Source organism: Micromonospora sp. NPDC006431 (genome assembly GCF_042870725.1).
Classification (GTDB): domain Bacteria; phylum Actinomycetota; class Actinomycetes; order Mycobacteriales; family Micromonosporaceae; genus Micromonospora.
The window spans coordinates 34,545-51,048 of record NZ_JBIAHQ010000023.1 but is presented as its reverse complement, the minus strand read 5'-3'; the positions used below and the strand labels follow the sequence as shown (position 1 = coordinate 51,048).

The following is a 16,504-nucleotide window of genomic DNA, read 5'->3' as shown; positions in this document are numbered from 1 at the left end:
GGGCGGGACGCGGTGGGCGGAGCATCGGGGCGGACACCGGGCGTGACAGACTGGCCGCTGTGTTGCGCTGGCTGACTGCAGGTGAATCGCACGGACCCGCCCTCGTCGCGATGCTGGACGGGGTGCCCGCCGGCGTCGAGCTGACCACCGCGGAGATCTCCGGTGAGCTGGCCCGCCGCCGGCTCGGCTATGGCCGGGGTGCCCGGATGTCGTTCGAGCAGGACGAGGTCGAGATCATCGGCGGCCTGCGGCACGGCGTGACGCTGGGCAGCCCGGTGGCGATCCGGGTCGGCAACTCCGAGTGGCCGAAATGGCGCACGGTGATGGCCGCCGACCCGGTGGACCCGGTGGAGCTGGCCGGGCAGGCCCGTAACGCCCCGCTCACCCGTCCCCGCCCGGGCCACGCCGACCTGGCCGGGATGCAGAAGTACGGCCACGTCGACGCCCGGCCGATCCTGGAGCGGGCCAGCGCCCGGGAGACCGCCGCCCGGGTCGCCGTGGGTACGGTCGCCAAGGCGCTGGTGAAGCAGGCGCTCGGCGTGGAGATCGTCTCCCACGTGGTGGAGCTCGGCCCGGTCGCTGTGAAGCCCGGCCTGCGTCCGGCCCCGGAGGATGCCGCGCGGATCGACGCCGACCCGCTGCGCTGCCTCGATCCGGAGGCCAGCGCCCGGATGGTCGCCGAGGTCGACGCCGCGAAGAAGGACGCCGACACCCTGGGCGGCGTGGTCGAGGTGCTCGCGTACGGGGTGCCGCCGGGCCTGGGCAGCCACGTGCAGTGGGACCGGAAGCTCGACGCCCGGCTGGCCACCGCGCTGATGTCCATCCAGGCCATCAAGGGCGTGGAGATCGGCGACGGCTGGCAGCAGGCCCGCTCGCGCGGCTCGGAGGCGCACGACGAGATCCTGCCCACGGCCGCCGGGGTACGCCGGGTGACCGACCGGGCCGGCGGCCTGGAGGGCGGCATCACCACCGGTGAACCGCTGCGGGTGAAGGCCGCGATGAAGCCGATCTCCTCGCTGAACCGGGCCCTGTCCACGGTCGACGTCGCCACCGGGGAGCCGGCCACCGCGATCAACCAGCGCTCCGACGTCTGCGCGGTGCCGGCTGCGGCGGTGGTGGCCGAGGCGATGGTGGCCCTGGTGCTCGCCGAGGCCGCGGTGGAGAAGTTCGGCGGCGACTCGGTCGCCGAGATGCGCCGCAACCTGGCTGGCTACCTCGACGCCCTGGTGATCCGGTGATCCGGCCGGTCTGCGTGCTGGTCGGGGCGCCCGGGTCCGGCAAGACCACGGTGGGGCTGGCGCTCGCCGCCGCGCTCGGCGTGGCGTTCCGGGACACCGACACCGACATCGAGCAGCTCGCCGGCAAGCCGATCCCGGAGATCTTCGTCGACGAGGGGGAGGACCACTTCCGTACCCTCGAACGGGCGGCGGTGGCGGCGGCGCTGGCGTCGCACCCCGGGGTGCTCGCCCTCGGCGGGGGCGCGGTCCTCGCCGAGGAGAACCGCGCCGCGCTGATCGGGCACACCGTCGTGCACCTGTCGGTGGAGCTGCCCGACGCGGTGAAGCGGGTCGGCCTGGGTGCCGGCCGGCCACTGCTGGCGCTCAACCCCCGGGCCACCCTGAAGCACCTGATGGAGCAGCGCCGGCCGCTCTACACCGAGGTGGCGACCGCCACCGTGGTCACCGACGGGCGTACCCCGGAGGAGCTCGCCGTCGAACTCGCCGCCCTGCTCACGGCCGACGGGCGGGCGGCGCGATGACGGACGAGGTGACGCGGATCCCGGTCGGCGGCGAGCGGCCGTACGAGGTGCTCGTGGGTCGTGACCTGCTCACCCCGCCGCCACGGCTGCTGCCCGGCGCGGAACGGGTGGCCTTCCTGCACGCGCCGGCGTTGAAGGGCCTGGCCGAGGGGATCGCGGAACAGGTACGGGCGGCCGGTGTCGCGCCGCTGCTGATCGAGGTGCCGGACGCCGAGGCGGGCAAGCACATCGACGTGGCCGCCGCCTGCTGGGACCGGCTCGGCGAGGCTGGCTTCACCCGTACCGACGCCGTGGTGGGGGTGGGCGGCGGCGCCGTCACCGACCTGGCCGGTTTCGTGGCGGCCTGCTGGCTGCGCGGGGTGCGCTGGGTGCCCGTGGCGACCTCGCTGCTGGGCATGGTCGACGCGGCGGTGGGCGGCAAGACCGGGATCAACACCGCGGCCGGCAAGAATCTGGTCGGGGCCTTCCATCCGCCCGCCGGGGTGATCTGCGATCTGGCAGCCCTGGACACCCTGCCCCCGGTCGACCTGGCCGCCGGGATGGCCGAGGTGGTCAAGTGTGGTTTCATCGCCGACCCGGTGATCCTCGACCTGGTCGAGCGGGATCCGGCCGCCGCCGTCGACCCGGCCGGACCGGTGGCCCGTGAGCTGATCGAACGGGCGATCCGGGTCAAGGCCGACGTGGTCTCCGGGGACCTGCGCGAGTCCGGGGTACGCGAGGTGCTCAACTATGGGCACACCCTGGCCCACGCGATCGAGAAGGTCGAGGGCTACCGCTGGCGGCACGGTCACGCCGTCGCGGTGGGCCTGGTCTACGCGGCCACCCTGGCCCGGCTCGCCGGCCGGCTGGACCCGGCCACCGCCGAGCGGCACCGCGCGGTGCTGGGCCTGCTCGGCCTGCCCACCAGCTACCGGGCCGACGCCTGGCAGCGCCTGCTGGCCACCATGCGGGTGGACAAGAAGGCCCGCGGGAACACGCTGCGCTTCGTGGTGCTGGACGGGCCGGCCCGCCCGGCGATCCTGGAGGGTCCGGACGACGAGCTGCTGCACGCCGCCTACCGGGAGATCAGCTCATGAGGGTGTACGTGCTCAACGGGCCGAACCTGGGGCGGCTCGGCACCCGTCAGGTCGACGTGTACGGCGTCACCAGCTACCCCGACCTGGTGGCCCTGTGCGTGGACACCGGCCGGGAGCTGGGGCTGGACGTGGTCGTCCGGCAGACCGACGCCGAGCACGAGCTGCTGGGCTGGCTGCACGCGGCGGCCGACGAGGGGGCGGCGGTGGTGCTCAACCCGGCCGCCTGGTCGCACTACTCCATCGCGGTCCGGGACGCCTGCGCCATGCTCCGCGGCCCCCTGGTCGAGGTGCACATCTCCAACATCCACGCCCGCGAGGAGTTCCGGCACCACTCGGTGGTCTCCGCGGTGGCGACCGGGGTGATCTGCGGCCTGGGCGTGGACGGCTACCGGCTCGCTCTGCGCCACCTGGCCGCCCGGCTGGCCGGCGACGCCTGACCCGTCCCGGCGGCTCGCCCCCTGCCGCCCGCGCCGGCGCGCCCGTCCGCGCGGTCCGCCCGCCCCGAGCACGATCGGCCCCGCGCCCGCGCCGCCGGCAGCGGCTCTCCGTGTTCGTCATCTTCGTCACGTTCCGTTGCCCGGGTCTGTCGCACCGGTGCGGTGGTCGCCGCTCTGCAGCCATCCACGCATCACTCGGTTGAGCTGCAACGACAGGCTCCGGTCCCGCCCGGATCGTCGCCCGGGCTCGTAACGGAGCGTGTGTGTTGCGCCGATGGCTGCAGAGCAAAGGCGGGTGTGGTCGGCGCCTCCGGTGGACGCGACTGTCGCTCTGGGTGATGTTCGGCACGTTCGGCCGGCCGCCGGGCGGGCACCCGGCCGGCCCCGCGCGCAGCGCGGCGGACCCGGTTCGACACAGCTAGTAGACTTCTGAGGTCTGTCCGCCAATTGATGATCAAGGCAGGAAATGGCCACCACCAACGACCTCAAGAACGGCCTGGTACTCAACCTGGACGGCGAGCTGTGGGCCGTCGTCGAGTTCCAGCACGTCAAGCCCGGTAAGGGCGGTGCGTTCGTGCGTACCACGCTGAAGAACGTGCTGTCCGGCAAGGTGGTCGACAAGACCTTCAACGCGGGCACCAAGGTCGACACCGCCACCGTCGACAAGCGCACCATGCAGTACCTGTACGCCGACGGCGAGGACTACGTCTTCATGGACCTGGAGACGTTCGACCAGATCACCGTCCCCGGCGGCACCGTCGGCGAGGCCGCCAACTACCTCCTCCCCGAGGCCGAGGCGACCGTCGCCACCCACGAGGGTGTGCCGCTGTACATCGAGCTGCCGACCTCGGTCGTGCTCGAGGTCACCTACACCGAGCCGGGTCTGCAGGGCGACCGGTCGACCGGCGGCAACAAGCCGGCCACCGTCGAGACCGGCGCGACCGTCCAGGTGCCGCTCTTCATCACCACCGGCGAGAAGATCAAGGTCGACACCCGCGACGGCCGTTACCTCGGCCGCGCCTGATGGCCGAGGCTCCCAAGCAGCAGATGCCGGCGCGCCGCAAGGCGCGCAAGCGGGCGCTGGACGTGCTCTTCGAGGCCGACCTGCGGGACCGTCCGCCGGTCGAGGTGCTGGCCGGGTACCTCGAGCGGATCGAGAAGCCGCGCCCCGAGCACCTGGGCTACGCGGTGGGCCTGGTCGAGGGCGTCGCGGCGCACCTCGACCGGATCGACGAGCTGATCGCCAGCTACGCCGAGGGCTGGACGCTCGACCGGATGCCGGTGGTCGACCGTAACCTGGCCCGGATCGCGGTCTACGAGCTGCTCTACGTCGACGAGATCGACGACGCGGTGGCGATCAGCGAGGCCGTTGAGCTGGCCCGGCAGATGTCGACCGACGACTCGCCGCGCTTCCTCAACGGCATCCTCGGCCGGATCGCCGAGTACGCCACCCGCTGACCGGCGGCGTCACCACCGACGACGAGAGGGCCCGTGCCGTCCGGCACGGGCCCTCGTCGTGGTGACAGCGGGTCAGGACGCGAAGAACGCGCGCGGGTCGGCGACCAGCACGCCGTGCTCGGTGAGCCGCTCGATCAGACCCGACGGCGAGGCGTCGTAGACGATCGCGAGGGCCCGCAGGTCGTCGGCGCGGATGGAGAGCACCCGGCCGTTGTAGTCGCCGCGCTGCTGCTGGATGGCGCGGGCGTACCGGGCGACATACGCGAGGTCCTCGGAGGCCTCGTCGTAGAGCCGCTCCAGGTCCAGGACGATCTTGCTGGTGGGTTCGTGGCGCACCCCGCTGCCGTCGGGCAGCAGCTCCGAGACGGGAACGCGGTAGAAGTCGGCCAGCTCCGCCAGGCGGGACACGGTGACGGCCCGGTCGCCACGCTCGTACGAGCCGACCACCACAGCCTTCCACCGCCCGTTCGACTTCTCCTCCACCCCCTGCAGGGACAGGCCCTGCTGCTGGCGGATGGAGCGCAGGCGGGCGCCCAGCGACTTGGCGTATTCAGAGGGCATTCGGACACTCCCAGTGCTGCTCGGGGTTCTCCCAGCTATCGCTACGGAGCGTGACGGTACGGGGATTGGGACACCGGGTCAAGTGCTCGTGACGTTACCGTTGGGGCAGGCGGGGGACTTGTCCCGGTTTCGCCGGCCTGACCCGGGGGTCAGTACCGCCGACGGTCGGCCCGGTGACCGCTGGTAACGTGGCGTGAAGCCCCGGTCCGGGCCGCCTGCGGCCCGCCGGAAGACCAGACATCCTTTAACGACCCGTCCCGTGAGGCGGGGAAGGAGGTCCGCCGTGGCCTACCCACCGGCTGCCCGCACGTCGCCGCCACGACAACCCTCGGTGAAGGTCATCCTCACCGCCGCCGACGTGTCGCGGGTGGTCGACCGCATCGCCCACCAGATCCTGGAGAAGACCCAGGGCGCCGCCGAGACCGTGCTGCTCGGCATTCCCACCCGTGGCGTCCCGCTGGCGAGGCGCCTCGCCGCCCGGATCAGCACCTTCGAGGACGTGACCGTCCCGGTCGGCGTGCTCGACATCACGCTCTACCGCGACGACCTGCGCCGGCATGCCACCCGCGCGGTCGGCCCGACCGACCTGCCCCCGGGCGGGATCGACGGCAGGCGGGTGATCCTCGTCGACGACGTGCTCTTCTCCGGCCGTACCGTGCGGGCCGCCCTCGACGCGCTGAGCGACGTCGGTCGCCCGGCATCCGTGCAGCTCGCCGTCCTGGTCGACCGCGGCCACCGGCAACTACCGATCCGGGCCGACTACGTCGGCAAGAACATCCCGACCGCGCTCGCCGAGAGCGTCAAGGTCACCCTCGCCGAGACCGACGGCGCCGACGAGGTCAAGCTCTACGGGGGTAGCCCGTCATGATCAGGCACCTGCTCTCCGGCGGCGACCTGGACGCGGCCACCGCCACCCAGATCCTGGACACCGCGGCCGAGATGGCCACCGTCGCCGGCCGCGAGGTCAAGAAGCTGCCCGCGCTGCGCGGCCGGACCGTGGTGAACCTCTTCTACGAGGACTCCACCCGGACCCGGATCTCGTTCGAGGCGGCCGCCAAGCGGCTCAGCGCCGATGTGATCAACTTTTCCGCGAAGGGTTCCAGCGTCACCAAGGGCGAGAGCCTGAAGGACACCGCCCTCACCCTGCAGGCCATGGGGGCCGACGCGGTGGTCGTCCGGCACCCGGCCTCCGGCGCCCCGCACCGGCTGGCGAACTGGGTGGACGGGTCGGTGGTCAACGCCGGCGACGGCACCCACGAGCATCCCACCCAGGCGCTGCTCGACGCGTACACGATGCGCGCCCGGCTGGGCCGGCTCGCCGGCCTGCACGTGGCGATCGTCGGTGACGTGCTGCACTCCCGGGTGGCCCGCTCCAACGTGCTGCTGCTCTCCACCCTCGGCGCCAAGGTCACCCTGGTCGGCCCGCCCACCCTCATCCCGGTCGACATCTCGCCGGCACTCGCGCCGGGCACCGACGTCTCCTACGACCTCGACGCCGTTCTACCCGGTGTGGACGTGGTGATGATGCTGCGGGTGCAGCGGGAGCGGATGAACGACTCCTACTTCCCCTCGGCCCGCGAGTACGCCCGCCGTTACGGGCTCGACGGGCCGCGCCTGCGCCGGCTGCCCGAGCACGCGATCGTCATGCACCCCGGTCCGATGAACCGGGGCATGGAGATCACGCCCGAGGTCGCCGACTCACCCCGCTCCACCATCGTCGAACAGGTCGCCAACGGGGTCTCCGTGCGGATGGCCGTCCTCTACCTGCTGCTCGGAGGGAACAACCGGTGACCGCGTACCTGATCCGGAACGTGAGTGTGGTCGGCGGCGCGCCGACCGACCTGCTGATCCGCGACGGCGTCGTGGCGGAGACCGGCGCGGGGCTGACCGCCCCGGACGCCACGGTGGTCGACGCCACCGGCCTGGTCGCCCTGCCCGGCCTGGTCGACCTGCACACCCACCTGCGCGAGCCCGGCCGGGAGGACGCCGAGACCGTCGAGTCCGGGTCCCGGGCCGCGGCCCTCGGCGGCTACACCGCGGTCTGCGCGATGGCCAACACCTCGCCCGTCGCCGACACGGCCGGTGTGGTCGAGCAGGTGTGGCGGCTCGGCCGGGAGGCCGGGCTGGTCGACGTGCAGCCGATCGGCGCGGTCACCGTCGGCCTGGCCGGCGAGCGCCTGGCCGAGCTGGGCGCGATGGCCGACTCGGCGGCCCGGGTGCGGATCTTCTCCGACGACGGGCACTGCGTCGCCGACCCGAAGCTGATGCGCCGGGCCCTGGAGTACGTCAAGGCGTTCGACGGGGTGATCGCCCAGCACGCCGAGGAGCCGCGGCTCACCGAGGGCGCGCAGATGCACGAGGGTGAGGTCTCCACCCGGCTCGGGCTGACCGGCTGGCCGGCGGTCGCCGAGGAGGCGATCATCGCCCGGGACGTGCTGCTGGCCGAGCACGTCGGCAGCCGGCTGCACGTCTGCCACGTCTCCACGGCCGGCAGCGTGGAGGTGCTGCGGCACGCCAAGGCGCGTGGGGTGAAGGTGACCGCCGAGGTGACCCCGCACCACCTGCTGCTCACCGACGAGGTCGTGAGCGGGCGGAGTGAGCTTGCGAGCCCCGCACTCGCGAACAACTGGAGCCCAGTGGCTCCCTACGACCCGGTCTACAAGGTCAACCCGCCGCTGCGGACCGCGGCCGACGTCGCCGCGCTGCGGGCCGCGCTGGCCGAGGGCGTGATCGACATCATCGCCACCGACCACGCCCCGCACGCGGTGGAGGACAAGGAGTGCGAGTGGGCGTACGCCCGGCCGGGCATGCTCGGCCTGGAGACGGCGCTGTCGATCGCCCTCGACGTGGTCGGCCCGCAGTGGGACCTGATCGCCGAGCGGATGTCCCGCGCCCCGGCCCGGATCGCCGGGCTGGACGGGCACGGCCTCGACCCCGCCCCCGGCGTGCCGGCCAACCTGACCCTGGTCGACCCGGCCGTCCGCCGCGTCATCGAACCGGCGGAGCTGGCCAGTCGCAGTCGCAACACCCCGTACGCCCGCATGACGCTGCCAGGTCGCATCGTGGCGACCTTCCTGCGCGGCGAGCCGACGGTCCTGGACGGAAAGGCAGTCAAGTGACCAAGCGCAGGCCCGCGATCCTCGTCCTCGAGGACGGGCGCACCTTCCACGGCGAGGCGTACGGCAGCGTCGGGGAGACCTTCGGTGAGGCGGTCTTCAACACCGGCATGACCGGCTACCAGGAGACCCTGACCGACCCCTCCTACCACCGGCAGGTGGTGGTGCAGACCGCGCCGCACATCGGTAACACCGGCGTCAACGATGAGGACGACGAGTCCGGCCGGATCTGGGTCGCCGGGTACGTGGTGCGGGACCCGGCCCGGATCGGCTCCAACTGGCGGGCCACCGGCGGCCTGGAGGACCGGCTCGCCGCCGAGGGCGTGGTCGGCATCAGCGGCGTGGACACCCGGGCGCTCACCCGGCACCTGCGCGAGCGGGGCGCCATGCGGGTGGGCATCTCCAGCGTCGACGACGACCCGGCCGCCCTCCTCGACCGGGTCCGCCGGTCGCCGCAGATGGTCGGCGCGGACCTTTCCGCCGAGGTGACCACCGTCGAGCCGTACGTGGTCGAGGCGCGGGGCCCGCACCGGTTCACCGTCGCCGCGCTGGACCTGGGCATCAAGCGCAACGTGCCCCGCCGGCTGGCGGCGCGCGGGGTGACCACCCACGTGCTGCCCGCCACCGCCAGCATCGAGGACCTGCTCGCCACCGGGGCGGACGCGGTGTTCTTCTCGCCGGGCCCGGGCGACCCGGCCACCGCCGACGGTCCGGTGGCGCTGGCCCGGGAGGTGCTGACCAGGCGGATCCCGCTCTTCGGCATCTGCTTCGGCAGCCAGATCCTGGGTCGGGCACTCGGCTTCGGCACCTACAAGCTGGGCTACGGGCACCGCGGCATCAACCAGCCGGTGCTCGACCGGGCCACCGGCAAGGTCGAGGTGACCAGCCACAACCACGGCTTCGCCGTGGAGGTGCCTGGTGCGCAGGCCGGGGCGGTGGTCCCCGACCAGGTGATCGACACCGCGTTCGGGGGCGTCCAGGTGTCGCACGTCTGCCTCAATGACAACGTGGTCGAGGGGCTGCGGGCCAAGGATGTGCCCGCCTTCACCGTTCAGTACCACCCGGAGGCGGCGGCCGGCCCGCACGACGCGGACTACCTCTTCGACCGCTTCGCCGAGCTCATCGAAGGCGGAAAGAATGCCTAAGCGGACCGACCTCAAGCACGTCCTGGTGATCGGCTCCGGGCCGATCGTGATCGGGCAGGCCTGCGAGTTCGACTACTCCGGCACCCAGGCCTGCCGGGTGCTGCGCAGCGAGGGGATCCGGGTCAGCCTGGTCAACTCCAACCCGGCGACGATCATGACGGATCCCGAGTTCGCCGACGCCACGTACGTCGAGCCGATCACCCCGGAGTTCGTCGAGCTGGTCATCGCCAAGGAGCGTCCCGACGCGCTGCTGCCCACCCTGGGCGGCCAGACCGCGCTGAACACCGCGGTCGCCCTGCACGAGGCCGGGGTCCTGGAGAAGTACGGCGTCGAGCTGATCGGTGCCGACATCGAGGCGATCCGGCGCGGTGAGGACCGGCAGCTGTTCAAGGACATCGTCGCCAAGGCCGGCGTCCGGATCGGCCTCGACGACCCGTCCTCGCTGGTGCCCCGTTCCCGGGTCTGCCACTCGATGGCCGAGGTCGAGGAGACCGTCGTCGAGCTGGGCCTGCCGGTGGTGATCCGGCCGTCGTTCACCATGGGCGGCCTCGGCTCCGGCATGGCCCACACGGACGAGGACCTGCGGCGGATCGCCGGGGCCGGCCTGGCCGCCAGCCCGGTGCACGAGGTGCTCATCGAGGAGAGCGTGCTCGGCTGGAAGGAGTACGAGCTCGAGCTGATGCGCGACCGCCACGACAACGTGGTGGTGGTCTGCTCGATCGAGAACCTCGACCCGATGGGTGTGCACACCGGCGACAGCGTCACCGTCGCCCCGGCGATGACCCTGACCGACCGGGAGTACCAGCGGCTGCGCGACCTCGGCATCGCGGTGCTGCGCGAGGTCGGGGTGGACACCGGCGGCTGCAACATCCAGTTCGCGGTGAACCCGGCCGACGGCCGGATCGTCGTGATCGAGATGAACCCCCGGGTGTCCCGCTCCTCGGCCCTGGCCTCGAAGGCCACCGGCTTCCCGATCGCCAAGATCGCGGCGAAGCTGGCCATCGGCTACACCCTGGACGAGATCCCCAACGACATCACCCTGAAGACCCCGGCGGCGTTCGAGCCGACGCTGGACTACGTGGTGGTGAAGATCCCCCGGTTCGCGTTCGAGAAGTTCCCCGGCGCGGACCAGGAGCTGACCACCACGATGAAGTCGGTCGGCGAGGCGATGAGCCTCGGCCGCAACTTCACCGAGGCGCTGAACAAGGCCATGCGCTCGATGGAGACAAAAGCAGCCGGATTCTGGACTGTTCCGGATGAGGTCGTCGCTGCCGCGACGGGCGCCGACCCGGCCGACGCGACCCGGGAGAGCACCCTCGCCGCGCTGCGCATGCCGCACGACGGCCGGCTCTACACGGTGGAGCGGGCGCTGCGGCTCGGCGCCTCGATCGCGGAGGTCGCCGAGGCGTCCGGCGGGATCGACCCCTGGTTCCTGGACCAGATCGCGGCGCTGGTCGAGCTGCGCGCCGAGATCGTCGACACGCCGGTGCTCGACGCCGACCTGCTGCGCCGGGCCAAGCGGGCCGGGCTGTCCGACCGGCAGCTCGCCGCGCTCCGCCCCGAGCTGGCCGGCGAGGACGGCGTCCGGGCCCTGCGCCACCGGCTGGGGGTACGTCCGGTCTACAAGACGGTCGACACCTGCGCCGCCGAGTTCGAGGCGACCACGCCCTACCACTACTCGACGTACGACCAGGAGACCGAGGTCGCGCCCTCGGACCGGCCCAAGGTGATCATCCTGGGCTCCGGGCCGAACCGGATCGGGCAGGGCATCGAGTTCGACTACTCCTGCGTGCACGCCGTCCAGGCGCTGCGCAGCGCGCCCATCGGCACCGCCCCCGCGTCCGGTTCCGCCGGCTACGAGACCGTGATGGTCAACTGCAACCCGGAGACCGTCTCCACCGACTACGACACCGCCGACCGGCTCTACTTCGAGCCGCTGACCTTCGAGGACGTCCTGGAGGTCTGGCACGCCGAGGACTCCTCCGGCCGGGCGGCCGGCGGCCCGGGCGTGGTCGGCGTGATCGTGCAGCTCGGCGGGCAGACCCCGCTCGGTCTGGCCCGGCGGCTCAAGAACGCCGGGGTCCCGGTGGTCGGCACCTCGCCGGAGTCGATCCACCTGGCCGAGGAGCGGGGTGCGTTCGGCGCGGTGCTGGCCCGGGCCGGGCTGCGCGCTCCGGCGCACGGCATGGCCACCTCCTACGACGAGGCGAAGGCGATCGCCGACGAGATCGGGTACCCGGTGCTGGTCCGCCCGTCGTACGTGCTGGGCGGGCGGGGCATGGAGATCGTCTACGACGACGCCACCCTGCGCGACTACATTGGTCGGGCCACCGACATCTCGCCCGACCACCCGGTGCTGGTGGACCGCTTCCTCGACGACGCCATCGAGATCGACGTGGACGCGCTCTGCGACGCCGACGGCGAGGTCTACCTGGGCGGCGTGATGGAGCACATCGAGGAGGCCGGCATCCACTCCGGCGACTCGTCCTGCGCGCTGCCGCCGATCACCCTGGCCGGCTCGCACCTGGCCCAGGTACGCCGCTACACCGAGGCGATCGCCCGCGGGGTCGGCGTGCGCGGCCTGCTGAACGTCCAGTACGCCCTGCAGGGCGACATGCTCTACGTGCTGGAGGCGAATCCGCGGGCGTCCCGGACGGTCCCGTTCGTCTCCAAGGCGACCGCGGTGCCGCTGGCCAAGGCGGCGGCCCGGATCGCGCTCGGCGCCACCATCGCCGAGCTGCGCGCCGAGGGGATGCTCCCGCCGACCGGGGACGGCGGCACCATGCCGGCCGACGCCCCGATCGCGGTCAAGGAGGCGGTGCTGCCGTTCAAGCGGTTCCGTACGCCGGCCGGCAAGGGGATCGACGTGCTGCTCGGCCCGGAGATGAAGTCCACCGGCGAGGTGATGGGCATCGACACCAACTTCGGGCACGCCTTCGCCAAGTCGCAGTCCGCCGCGTACGGGTCGCTGCCGACCGCCGGCAAGATCTTCGTCTCGGTGGCGAACCGGGACAAGCGCGCGATGGTCTTCCCGATCAAGCGCCTGGCCGACCTGGGCTTCGAGATCGTCGCCACCACCGGCACCGCCGAGGTGCTGCGCCGGCACGGGATCGCCTGCGAGCAGATCCGCAAGCATTTCGAGGCCGGTGCGGGCGAGGACGCGGTGTCGCTGATCCTCGGCGGCGACGTGGCTCTGGTGGTGAACACCCCGCAGGGCTCGGGCGCGAGCGCCCGCTCCGACGGGTACGAGATCCGCAGCGCCGCGGTGACCGCGGACATCCCCTGCATCACCACGGTCCCCGGCGCCGCGGCCGCGGTCATGGGCATCGAGGCCCGCATCCGGGGCGACATGCGCGTCCGCCCCCTGCAGGACCTCCACGCCACCCTGCGAGCCGCCCAGTGACCGCCGGCAACATCGCGGTGATCATGAGGTTGGCGGCGGTCGAGGAGATCGACATCGCCGTCAACCTCATGATCGACGGGGCCCGGGGCCGGGGAGGCGCGGGGTGATCTTCGAGCGGGTGGTGCGGCCGCAGTTGTTCCGGATCGGGGGTGGGGACGCCGAGCGGGCGCACGAGTGGACGTTGGACCGGCTGGCCTCGGTGTCGCGGCGGCCGGCCGTGCTGGCGGCGCTGCGCGCCCGCTACCTCCGGTCCGCGCCGCGCAACGTGTTCGGAGTGGACTTCCCGAACCCGGTCGGGCTGGCGGCCGGAATGGACAAGAACGGGATCGCCTTGCCGGCCTGGCCGGCGCTCGGCTTCGGCTTCGTCGAGGTCGGCACCGTCACCGCGCACGCCCAGCCGGGCAACCCCCGGCCCCGGCTGTTCCGGCTGCGGGACAGCGAGGCCGTGGTCAACCGGATGGGCTTCAACAACGCTGGCGCGGAGGCCCTCGCGGCCCGGCTGGCGGCGCTGCCGCGCCCGATCGGCGTACCCCTGGGGATCTCGCTCGGGAAGTCCAAGGTGACCCCGCTGGACGAGGCGGTCGAGGACTACCTGGCGTCCTACCGGGCGCTGCGGGAGCACGGCGACTACTTCGCGGTCAACGTGTCCTCGCCGAACACCCCCGGCCTGCGGTCCCTGCAGGACCGGTTCCACCTGGACGCGTTGCTGGCGGCGCTGGTGGGGGAGAAGCCGGTGCTGGTGAAGATCGCCCCCGACCTGACCGAGCCGGCCGTCGCCGAGTTGCTGGAGGTCTGTCTCGAGCGGGGCGCGGCCGGGGTGATCGCCACCAACACCACCCTGGCCCGCGACGGGCTCGCCCCGGCCGACCGGACGCGGGGTGCGGAGACCGGCGGCCTGTCCGGCCGGCCACTGGCCGCGCGGGCCCGCGAGGTGGTCGCCTTCGTGCACCGGGAGACCGGCGGCCGGCTGCCGGTGATCGGGGTCGGCGGCATCCTCGACCCGGACGACGCGACCCGGATGTTCGACGCCGGCGCGAGCCTGGTCCAGCTCTACACCGGTTTCATCTACCGGGGGCCGGCCCTGGTCCGGTCGGTCGCCCGGGCAGCCGGGCCGGCGACGGTGCCGGCCGGCCACCGGTGAGGCGAGGGCCGGGCGGGGAAGCTGCGCCGGGCCCGGCGCGCGGCCCGGCCGCGAGGAGACGAAGGAGAGCCCGATGACGCCCGAGGAGATCCTCGCCACCGACCGCAGGCACGTCTGGCACCCGTACGCGGCGCTGCCGCCGGCCAGCCCGCCCTACGTGGTGGAGAGCGCCCGGGGCGTACGGCTGCGGCTGGCCGACGGCCGGGAGCTGGTGGACGGGATGTCGTCCTGGTGGGCGGCGATCCACGGCTACCGGCACCCGGTGCTGGACGCGGCCGTCACCGACCAGCTCGGCCGGATGAGCCACGTGATGTTCGGCGGCCTCACCCACGAGCCCGCGGTACGCCTCGCGCGGGCTCTGGTCGAGCTGGCCCCGGACGGCCTGGAGCACGTCTTCCTGGCCGATTCCGGCTCGGTCAGCGTGGAGGTGGCGGTGAAGATGTGCCTCCAGTACCAGCGGGCCACCGGGCGGCCGCAGCGCCGCCGGCTGGGCACCTGGCGGGGCGGCTACCACGGCGACACGTTCCACCCGATGAGCGTCTGCGACCCGGAGGGCGGCATGCACCACCTCTGGGGGGACGTGCTGCCCCGGCAGGTCTTCGCGCCGGTGCCGCCGGGCGGCTTCGACACCCCGCCCGACCCGGCGTACGAGGCGGCCCTGGTGGACGCGGTGGAACGGCACGTCGACGAGCTGGCCGCGGTGATCGTGGAGCCGGTGGTGCAGGGGGCCGGCGGGATGCGCTTCCACCACCCGCACTACCTGCGGGTGCTGCGCGAGGTGACCCGGGCGCACGGCATCCTGCTGGTCTTCGACGAGATCGCCACCGGCTTCGGCCGGACCGGGACGATGTTCGCCGCCGAGCACGCCGGGGTCGCTCCGGACGTGCTCTGCGTCGGTAAGGCGCTCACCGGCGGCTACCTCACCCTGGCCGCCGCGCTCTGCACTCCCGAGGTGGCCCACGGCATCTCGGCCGACGGGGTGCTGGCGCACGGTCCGACCTTCATGGGCAACCCGCTCGCCTGCGCGGTCGCCAACGCCTCCCTGGGCCTGCTGGCGGCCGGGGACTGGGCCGGGCAGGTGGCGCGGATCTCCGCCGGGCTACGGGCCGGCCTGGCGCCGCTGCGCGACGCCCCGGGCGTGGCCGACGTCCGGGTGCTCGGCGCGATCGGCGTGGTCCAGCTCGACCACGAGGTGGACCTCCCCCGGGCGACCGCCGCCGCGGTGGCGCAGGGCGTGTGGCTGCGGCCGTTCCGGGACCTCGTCTACACCATGCCGCCGTACGTCACCGACGACGCGGACGTGGCGCGGATCGTGGCCGGCATCGAGGCGGCGGTCAAGGCGGGCTGAGCCGGCCCGCTGGCCGCCCCCGGCGGCCCGCCAGGGACACGCGCCGGCACACCTCGGCGGCGGCCCTCGACGGCACGCGTGGGCGGCGCGGCGGCGGCGCACAGCACGGACGGCCGACCCGGGAACGGGCGGCGACAGGATGACATCGACGCACGCCGCGGCGCGACGCCGCGCGACGGAGAGGGAGAGACGCGATGGAGACCTTCGGCGCCCGCCTGTACCGGGCCGTGGCCGAGCGGGGACCGCTCTGCGTGGGTATTGACCCGCACCCCGGGCTGCTGGCCCGCTGGGGGCTGTCTGACGACGTCGTGGGCCTCGACCGGTTCAGCCGGACGGTGGTGGAGGCGATCGGTGACCGGGTCGCGGTGGTTAAGCCCCAGTCGGCCTTCTTCGAGCGTTTCGGGTCCCGCGGGATCGCCGTGCTTGAGTCAACTATCCGACAGTTGCGGGAGGCGGGCGCGCTCGTTCTCCTCGACGTCAAGCGGGGCGACATCGGTTCAACGGTCAGCGCGTACGCCGCGGCGTACCTCGATCCATCCAGCCCGATGTATGTCGATGCGGTCACGGCGAGCCCGTACCTGGGGGTGGGGTCACTCGCGCCGATGTTCGAGCTCGCCGCCGCGCACGGTGGCGGCGTCTTCGTCCTGGCGCTCACCTCGAATCCCGAGGGTGCCGCCGTGCAGCGGGCTGTCGCGGCCGACGGGCGCACCGTGGCGCAGACGGTGATCGACGAGATTTCCCAGCTCAACCGGGGTGCCGAGCCGCTCGGCAGCCTCGGTCTGGTGGTCGGCGCGACCATCGGGGACACCGGTCACGACCTCTCCGCCGTGCACGGTCCGCTGCTCGCCCCGGGGCTCGGCGCGCAGGGTGCCACGGCGGCCGACCTGCGCACCGTGTTCGGGTCCAGCCTGCCGTCGGTGCTGCCGTCGTACTCCCGCGAGGTGCTGCACGCCGGGCCCGAGGTGGCCGCCCTGCGGGCCGCCGCCGAGCGGGTGCTGGCGGAGTGCCGGACGACCCTCGCCACCTCATGACTGACTGACGGCTCGGTCACTTTGCGTTG

At 73.1% G+C, this 16,504-nt stretch carries 15 protein-coding genes; 14 read left to right on the top strand and 1 reads right to left on the bottom strand.

The window, feature by feature from the left end; all coding sequences use genetic code 11:
• The first annotated feature begins 59 nt into the window (after positions 1-59).
• From aroC to nusB, 6 genes are all read left to right on the top strand, one after another.
• Positions 60-1,238: a chorismate synthase gene (gene aroC / locus ACFYM6_RS29310; RefSeq protein ID WP_387280681.1), complete on the top strand. Its 1,179-nt coding sequence runs from the start codon at positions 60-62 to the stop codon at positions 1,236-1,238.
• Positions 1,238-1,759, top strand: a complete 522-nt coding sequence (locus ACFYM6_RS29305) for a shikimate kinase (RefSeq protein ID WP_387280737.1) — start codon at positions 1,238-1,240, stop codon at positions 1,757-1,759. Before aroC ends, ACFYM6_RS29305 begins: the two co-directional genes overlap by 1 nt.
• A complete protein-coding gene (gene aroB / locus ACFYM6_RS29300) occupies positions 1,756-2,835 on the top strand; it encodes a 3-dehydroquinate synthase (RefSeq protein ID WP_387280679.1) in 1,080 nt (359 codons plus the stop codon). The genes ACFYM6_RS29305 and aroB overlap by 4 nt, the downstream gene beginning before the upstream one ends.
• Positions 2,832-3,272, top strand: coding sequence for a type II 3-dehydroquinate dehydratase (gene aroQ / locus ACFYM6_RS29295; RefSeq protein ID WP_387280678.1), 441 nt, complete (start codon positions 2,832-2,834; stop codon positions 3,270-3,272). Before aroB ends, aroQ begins: the two co-directional genes overlap by 4 nt.
• Before the next feature lie 466 nt (positions 3,273-3,738).
• Complete coding sequence (gene efp / locus ACFYM6_RS29290) at positions 3,739-4,296, top strand: elongation factor P (protein WP_123239785.1); 558 nt, start codon at positions 3,739-3,741, stop codon at positions 4,294-4,296.
• Between the two features lie 23 nt (positions 4,297-4,319).
• The gene (gene nusB, locus ACFYM6_RS29285; protein WP_357442783.1) at positions 4,320-4,730 is read left to right on the top strand and encodes a transcription antitermination factor NusB; all 411 of its coding nucleotides are present in this window, start codon (positions 4,320-4,322) and stop codon (positions 4,728-4,730) included.
• 72 nt (positions 4,731-4,802) lie between these two features.
• On the opposite strand, the gene ACFYM6_RS29280 is transcribed toward nusB, so the two are convergent.
• On the bottom strand, positions 4,803-5,291 hold the full coding sequence (locus tag ACFYM6_RS29280) for a transcriptional regulator (RefSeq protein ID WP_013285505.1): 489 nt from the start codon (positions 5,289-5,291) through the stop codon (positions 4,803-4,805).
• Positions 5,292-5,574: 283 nt separating this feature from the next.
• Between ACFYM6_RS29280 and pyrR the strand changes: the two genes are divergently transcribed.
• The 8 genes from pyrR to pyrF all read left to right on the top strand — a co-directional run bounded on the left by pyrR (position 5,575) and on the right by pyrF (position 16,475).
• Entirely contained in the window at positions 5,575-6,159 is a 585-nt protein-coding gene (pyrR, locus tag ACFYM6_RS29275) for a bifunctional pyr operon transcriptional regulator/uracil phosphoribosyltransferase PyrR (RefSeq protein ID WP_387280677.1), read from the top strand.
• Positions 6,156-7,082: an aspartate carbamoyltransferase catalytic subunit gene (locus tag ACFYM6_RS29270; protein ID WP_357442647.1), complete on the top strand. Its 927-nt coding sequence runs from the start codon at positions 6,156-6,158 to the stop codon at positions 7,080-7,082. Before pyrR ends, ACFYM6_RS29270 begins: the two co-directional genes overlap by 4 nt.
• Entirely contained in the window at positions 7,079-8,410 is a 1,332-nt protein-coding gene (locus ACFYM6_RS29265) for a dihydroorotase (protein ID WP_357442649.1), read from the top strand. Before ACFYM6_RS29270 ends, ACFYM6_RS29265 begins: the two co-directional genes overlap by 4 nt.
• Entirely contained in the window at positions 8,407-9,552 is a 1,146-nt protein-coding gene (carA, locus tag ACFYM6_RS29260) for a glutamine-hydrolyzing carbamoyl-phosphate synthase small subunit (RefSeq protein ID WP_387280674.1), read from the top strand. The genes ACFYM6_RS29265 and carA overlap by 4 nt, the downstream gene beginning before the upstream one ends.
• A complete protein-coding gene (gene carB, locus ACFYM6_RS29255) occupies positions 9,545-12,955 on the top strand; it encodes a carbamoyl-phosphate synthase large subunit (protein WP_387280672.1) in 3,411 nt (1,136 codons plus the stop codon). Before carA ends, carB begins: the two co-directional genes overlap by 8 nt.
• Positions 12,956-13,058: 103 nt before the next feature.
• The gene (locus ACFYM6_RS29250) at positions 13,059-14,096 is read left to right on the top strand and encodes a quinone-dependent dihydroorotate dehydrogenase (protein ID WP_387280670.1); all 1,038 of its coding nucleotides are present in this window, start codon (positions 13,059-13,061) and stop codon (positions 14,094-14,096) included.
• 73 nt (positions 14,097-14,169) lie between these two features.
• Positions 14,170-15,444, top strand: coding sequence for an adenosylmethionine--8-amino-7-oxononanoate transaminase (locus ACFYM6_RS29245; RefSeq protein WP_387280668.1), 1,275 nt, complete (start codon positions 14,170-14,172; stop codon positions 15,442-15,444).
• Positions 15,445-15,638: 194 nt separating this feature from the next.
• Entirely contained in the window at positions 15,639-16,475 is an 837-nt protein-coding gene (gene pyrF / locus ACFYM6_RS29240) for an orotidine-5'-phosphate decarboxylase (RefSeq protein ID WP_387280667.1), read from the top strand.
• The last annotated feature ends 29 nt before the right edge of the window (positions 16,476-16,504 follow it).